1 protein-coding gene is annotated in these 7,408 nt (G+C 65.6%); it reads left to right on the top strand.

Going from position 1 to position 7,408, the window contains the following annotated elements; genetic code table 11:
- The coding region (locus ACLMAJ_RS37955) for an amino acid adenylation domain-containing protein (protein ID WP_412018755.1) at positions 1–7,408 on the top strand (7,408 nt) is incomplete at both ends.

Raw genomic sequence — 7,408 nt, 5'->3', positions numbered from 1 at the left:
TTTGGCGGCGTTCGGGCATGCGGATGTGCCGTTCGAGCGTTTGGTGGAGGTGTTGAATCCGGCTCGTTCGCAGGCTCGGCATCCGTTGTTCCAGGTGGTGCTGTCGGTACAGAACCTGGATAAACCCGTGCTGGAGCTGGCTGGTCTGGTGGCGCGCGCCGAGGAGCTCGAGGTCGAGCTGGCGAAGTTCGATCTGCAGTTCACCGTGCTGGAAGCAGTCGGTGGCGGTTGGACTATGGAGTTGACGTACGCGACGGATTTGTTCGATGAGTCGACCGCTGCCGATATCGCGCAGCGGTGGGTGCGCGTCCTCGAGGCTGTCGCCGCCGATGAGTCGGTGGCACTGGGCGCTGTCGACATTTTGGGTGTGGATGAGCGCGCGGAGTTGATGGCGCGTGGGGGGACGGCTGCGGAGTCGGCGCGGACGTTGCCGGAGTTGTTGGCCGAGGCGGTCGCTGGTGATCCGCAAGCGACGGCGGTGGTGTTCGACGGCAGAAGTCCGGCCCAGCCCTCGCCCGACCACCCCTCATCGACTCGCTTCGCGACGCTGACGTATGCCGAGTTGGACGCGCGGTCGAATCGTTTGGCCCGGTTGCTGATCGAGTCCCGTGTCGGGGCCGAGGATGTGGTCGCGGTGACGGTGCCGCGGTCGGAGTTGTCGTATCTGGCTACCTGGGCGATTTCGAAGTCCGGTGCGGCGTTCTTGCCGGTTGCCGCGGATCTGCCCAGCGATCGAATCGATTACATGCTGGCGGATTCGGGCGCAGAGGTAGGTGTCACCGTCTCGTCGGTGCGCGGGCAATTGCCGGATTCGGTGAATTGGCTGGTGCTCGACGAGCTGGAGTTGGACGGGTATTCGGATGCGGCGCTGACTGATTCGGATCGGTTGCGTTCATTGCGCACGCAGCATCCGGCGTATGTGATCTATACCTCCGGCACGACGGGTCGCCCGAAGGGCGTAGTGGTGACCCATGCCGGTTTGGCGAATTTCCGTGCCGAGCAGAACGAGCGATACGGGCTCGATAGTTCTACCCGGGCACTGCATTTCGCATCCCCGAGTTTCGATGCGTCGATTCTGGAGCTTTTGCTCGCCGTCGGCGGTGGTGGTGCGTTGGTAGTGGTGCCGCCGGGGGTATACGGCGGTGCGGAGTTGGCCGAGTTGATCCGTGTGGAGCGGGTCACCCATGCGATGTTGACCCCTTCTGTGCTCGCGTCGATGGATCCGGCGGCATTGTCTGGCGTGCGGGTGGTGATCGCCGGCGGTGAGGCGGTTTCGGCCGATCTGATCACGAAGTTCGCGGCAGGCGAGCGGCAGTTCTTCAACGCTTACGGTCCGACCGAGGCGACCGTCGCTTCCAACATCAGTGCTGCGTTGTCCCCGGGTGATCGGGTGACTGTGGGTTCCGCGATCCGAGGCATGCGGGCATTGGTGCTGGATTCACGGTTGCAGCCGGTACCGGTGGGTGTCGCGGGTGAGCTGTATGTGTCGGGTATCCAGCTGGCGCGCGGTTATCTCGACCGTGCCGGTTTGACCGCTGATCGGTTCGTGGCCAACCCGTTTGCCGATGGTGAGCGGATGTATCGCACCGGTGACGTGGTGCGCTGGACTGCCGACGGTGCGGTCGAGTACGTAGGCCGTTCCGACTTCCAGGTGAAGGTGCGTGGTTTCCGTATCGAGCTGGGGGAGATCGATGCGGCGTTGACCGCCGATCCCAGTGTCGATTTCGCTGTCACGGTGGGGCATACCGGTACCGCCGGCGTGACGGTCCTGGTGTCGTATGTCGTTGCCGTGCCAGGGCATTTGATCGATGTTACCGAGTTGACCGGGGATCTGAAGCGGCGCTTGCCCAGCTACATGGTGCCCTCGTCGATCATCGTGATCGATCAGGTTCCGTTGACTCCCACCGGAAAACTGGATCGTCGGGCTCTGCCTGCGCCGGTGTTCGAGGTGCGAGAGTTCCGGGCGCCGTCGACGCCGATCGAGGAGATCGTGGCGCAGGTGTTCGGTGAGGTGCTCGGTGTCGATCGCGTCGGTGCTGACGATGATTTCTTCACTCTGGGTGGTAACTCACTGATCGCTACGCAGGTGGCGTCCCGGTTGGGTAACGCGCTCGATACCCGGGTGCCGGTGCGGATGTTGTTCGAGGCCTCGACCGTGGCGGCGTTGGCAGTGCGGGTCGAGTCGCATGCCGGTGCTGGGGCGTGGCGTGAGTTGGTGGCGGTTGAGCGGCCCGAGCGGGTGCCGTTGTCGTTGGCGCAGCAGCGGATGTGGTTCCTCAACCGGTTCTCCGCGGGTGCTGATGCCACCGAGTCGGCGGTCAACAACATTCCGATCGCGATCCGCCTCTCCGGTGAACTGGACGTGGCCGCACTACAGATCGCTGTTATCGATGTGATCGACCGACACGAATCACTACGAACCCGCTACCCCGAGGTGGACGGGCAGCCATATCAGGAGGTCGTGCCCTTCGGCCGGGACCTCCTCGATCTGACTCCGACCGTTACCACCGAAAGCGAACTGCTGCACCGGCTTACGGAGCTGGTGCTGTCCCGCTTCGACGTCACCGCGGAGGTGCCGTTACGGGTCCAGCTGTTCGAGATCAGCCCCACCGAGCACGTGCTGGCTCTGGTGGCGCACCACATCTCCGCCGACGGTTTCTCGATGGGACCGCTGACCCGGGACGTGATGATCGCCTACACCGCCCGCATCGGCGGCGGCGAACCCGGCTGGCAACCGCTGGCGGTGCAGTACGCCGATTACGCGCTGTGGCAGCGTGAGGTGCTCGGTTCGGAAGATGACCCGGACTCGTTGATCTCCCAGCAGGTTCGGCACTGGACCGCTCAATTGGCGGAGTTGCCAGATGAGCTGCCGTTGCCCTCGGATCGTCCGCGGCCGCCGGTGGCCGGTTATCGTGGCGGCAGCTATCCGTTTGTGATTTCGGCTGAGACTCAGCGTCGGTTGGTCGAGATCGGTCGGGCGCATAATGCGTCGTTGTTCATGGTTATGCATAGTGCGTTGGCGGTGTTGTTGGCGCGGTTGTCGGGTACTGATGACATTGCGATCGGTACTCCGGTGGCTGGTCGTGGTGAGGCGGCGCTGGACGATCTGGTTGGCATGTTCGTCAATACTTTGGTGTTGCGTACGCCGATTCGCGGTGAGCGCACTGTGGCGGAGTTGCTTGCTGAGGTTCGTGATACGGATTTGCATGCGTTCGCGCATGCTGATGTGCCGTTCGAGCGTTTGGTTGAGGTGCTCAATCCGGCTCGTTCGCAGGCTCGGCATCCGTTGTTCCAGGTGATGCTGTCATTCCAGAACCTCCAGCAGACCAGCCTGGAGCTGCCAGGGCTGGCGGTGCGTGGTGTCGAGTACGAGCCCGGCCTGGCGAAGTTCGATCTGCAGTTGATGGTGCAGGAGGTGTCGGACGCGGCGGGTGAGCCCGCTGGGATTTCGGCTGCGTTCGCGTACTCGACGGATCTTTTCGACCCATCCACGATCGCCGATTTCGCCCGGCGGTTGGATCGGGTGCTGGCGGCCGTGGCCGCCGATGCCGAGATCGCGGTCGGTGATATCGATCTGCTCGGTGACGATGAACGGTCGCTGGTGCTGGATCGGTGGAACGCCACCGAGTACCCGATCGATCCCGCGACCCTGATGTCGTTGTTCGAGGCGCAGGTGGAGCGGACTCCGGACGCGGTGGCGCTTACCTTCGAGGGGACAAGTCTGTCCTATGCCGAGTTCGCGGGCCGGGTGTCGCGGCTCGCGCGGTGGTTGGTCTCATCTGGTGTGGGGCCGGAATCGCTTGTCGCGCTTGGTATGCGGCGTTCTGTCGAGCTGGTCGTCGCGATGTACGCGGTGGTCGACGCCGGTGGCGCGTACGTGCCGGTCGATCCGGATCATCCGGCCGAGCGGACCGCTCACATTCTCGATACCGCGCGGCCGGTGTGTGTGCTGACCACGTCCGGGGACGAGCTGGAGTTGCCGGAGACGGTGCGTCGAGTGGAGATCGACACCCTTGATGTGTCCGAATTCTCCGATGCTCCGGTGACGGACGCGGATCGGTTGGCGCCGTTGCGGCCGGACAACACGGCCTACGTCATCTACACCTCGGGCTCGACAGGCCGCCCGAAGGGCGTTGCGGTCTCGCACGCGGCGATCGTGAATCGGCTGGTGTGGATGCACGCCCAGTACGGTCTGACGGCCGGTGATGTGGTGTTGCAGAAGACGCCGGCCACGTTCGACGTATCGGTGTGGGAGTTCTTCTGGCCTTTGCAGGTCGGTGCGCGACTGGTAGTGGCCAAACCGGACGGACATCGCGATCCGGCCTACCTGACGCAGCTGATCTTGGACGAGGGCGTCACGACGGTGCATTTCGTGCCGTCGATGCTGGCGGTATTCGTTGCCGATCCCCGGGTCGGCGAGTGCGTCGGTCTGCGGAATGTCTTCGCGTCCGGTGAGGCGTTGCCGGTGCCGACCGCGCAGCGACTGCGGGAGTTGACCGGTGCTTCGTTGCACAACCTGTACGGTCCCACCGAGGCCGCCGTCGACGTGACCTTCCATGAGGTTGTCGATACCGACACGGTGTCGGTGCCGATCGGTCTGCCGGTGTTCAACACCCAGGTATATGTGCTGGATGCGCGTCTGCACCCGGTCGCGCCGGGAGTGCCCGGTGAGTTGTATCTGGCTGGTGCGCAGCTGGCGCGCGGTTACGTGCGGCAAGCGGAACTGACCGCGGATCGGTTCGTGGCGAACCCGTTTGCGGACGGCGAGCGGATGTATCGCACCGGTGACCTGGCGCGTTGGGTGGATGCATCGCGAAGCGATTCGATGAGGGGTGGTGGTCGGGCGACGGGTGGGCCTACCGCGGCGAGCGGTGAATACGGTGCCGCCGATGAGCTGGAGTACCTGGGACGTACCGATTTCCAGGTGAAGGTGCGCGGTCTGCGCATCGAGCTCGGCGATATCGAGTCCGCGCTCACCGCACAGGATTCGGTGGCGCAGGCCGTCGTGGTGGTGCGCGATGACGAGCGCACCGGCGCTCAACTGGTCGCCTATCTGGTCGCCGCGGACGCCGGGATCGACACCGACGCGCTGCGCGTGACGCTGACAGCGCAACTGCCGGGTTACATGGTCCCGGCTGCCTTCGTGGTACTGGACGCGTTCCCCGTCAACGCCTCGGGCAAGCTGGATCGGAAGGCCTTGCCGCAGCCGGTGTTCGAGGTCCGCGAGTTCCGTGCGCCGGTGACGCCGGTGCAGGAGATCGTGGCCGGTGTCTTCGCCGACCTGCTCGGTGCCGACCGGGTGGGGCTCGACGACGATTTCTTCGCTCTCGGCGGCAACTCGCTCATCGCGACGCAGGTGACCGCGCGTTTGGGTGTGGCGCTGGATGCGGATGTGCCGGTGCGGGCGCTGTTCGATGCTTCGACGGTGGCGGCGTTGGCCGTGCGGCTGGAGTCGCATATCGGTCAGGGCGCGCGTTCGCGGTTGGTGGCGCGTTCGCGGTCGGCGGGTGAGTTGGTGCCGTTGTCGTTCGCGCAGCAGCGGATGTGGTTCCTCAACCAGTACGACAAGTCGTCGTCGGCCTACAATCTGCCACTGGCGATCCGTCTGTCGGGCGAACTCGACACCGCCGCACTGAAATTGGCGTTGTTCGACGTGGTATGCCGACACGAGTCGCTGCGCACCCGCTACCCCGAGCACGGCGGCACCCCGATGCAGGTCGTGGTACCGGCCGAGCAGCTCGCATTGGAGCTGCGCGCCTATCCGGTATCGGATGACGAGCTGTTGGCCGCTGTCACCGACTTCGTCGTCACAGGTTTCGACGTGGCCGAGCGGGTGCCGCTGCGGGCCAGGTTGTTCCAGGTACAGGCCGATCTTTTCGAGCGACCTGGCAAGCAGTCGCTAGCGGCCGAGCATGTGCTGGTCGTGGTGGTGCACCACATTGCCGCCGACGGTTTCTCGATGAGCCCGCTGGCGCGGGACGTGATGGCCGCCTACATCGCCCGCTCCCAGGATGCGGCGCCGGGTTGGGCGCCGCTGCCGGTGCAGTATGCGGATTTCGCGGTGTGGCAGCGGGAGGTGCTCGGCGCCGAGAACGATCCGGAGTCGCTGCTGGCCCGGCAGGTCGCCTACTGGCAGCGGACCATGGCGGGCAGCCCCGAGGAGCTGACGTTGCCGACCGACCGGCCGCGGCCCGCGATCGCCTCGTATCGCGGTGCGACCGTGTCGGCCACGTTGCCGGCCGAACTGATCGCCGCACTCGAAGATGTCGCACGTGCACAGGGTGTTTCGCTGTTCATGGTGACGCACGCCGCCCTGGCGGTGCTGCTCGGCCGTCTTGCCGGCACCGACGATGTCACCGTCGGCACCCCGATCGCTGGGCGTGGTGAGGCCGCCCTGGACGACCTGGTCGGCATGTTCGTCAACACGCTGGTGCTGCGCACCGGCCTCGATCTCGCCGAGCCGTTCACCGCGCTGCTCGCGCGAGCACGACACCACGATCTCGAGGCGTTCGGCCACGCCGATGTGCCGTTCGAGCGGCTGGTGGAGCTGCTGGCGCCGGAGCGGTCGCAGGCGCGCAACCCGCTGTTCCAGGTGATGCTGGCGTTCCAGAATCTGGACCGCGCCACCCTGGAGCTGCCGGGGCTGGCCGTATCGGAGCTGGAGGTGGAGACCTCCACCGCGCGCTTCGACCTGCAGTTCACGCTGTCGGAAATCCCGGCCGCCACCGAATCGGGCGCTGCTTCCCGGTCGGCCGGCATGGCTGTGACCTTGACCTACGCCACCGATCTTTTCGACGAGTCCACTGCCGCGGCGATTGTGCGGCAATGGACTCGGGTGCTGGAGGCCGTCGTTGCCGACGCCGAGGTTCTGGTCGGCGATATTCCGCTGCTCGATGCCGCCGAGACGGCGCGGGAGCTGCGGGGATGGAACGAGACCCGGCGTGAGCTCGGGCAGGGCGCCACACTCGTGGAATTGTTCGCCGATCAGGTGGAGCGGACCCCGGATGCGGTTGCCGTGCTCGATCCGGCGGCGGGCCAGGCGTTGACCTACGGCGAGTTCGCGCGTCGGGTGCATCGTTTGGCGCGTCGTCTGGTCGAGGCGGGTGTGGGTCCGGAAACCTTTGTGGCGGTGGGGATTCCCCGGTCGCTGGACCTGCTGGTCGCGATCTACGCGGTCGTGGAGGCGGGCGGTGGCTATGTGCCGCTGGATCTGGAGCAGCCTGCCGAGCGGATCGCTTACGTGCTGGACGCGGCGGACCCGGTGTGTGTGTTGGTTACCTCGGGTGTCGGTACCGACCTCGCGCCCGGACGGTCCACGCTGGTGGTGGATGCGCTGGATTTGTCGTCGTATCCCGACGCGCCGCTCACCGATGCCGATCGTCGCGCTCCGCTGCGACCGGAACATCCT

Source organism: Nocardia arseniciresistens (assembly GCF_046764875.1).
GTDB classification, from domain to species: Bacteria; Actinomycetota; Actinomycetes; order Mycobacteriales; family Mycobacteriaceae; genus Nocardia; species Nocardia arseniciresistens.
The sequence above is the reverse complement of the archived record's forward strand: the minus strand, read 5'-3'. Positions and strand labels throughout refer to the sequence as shown.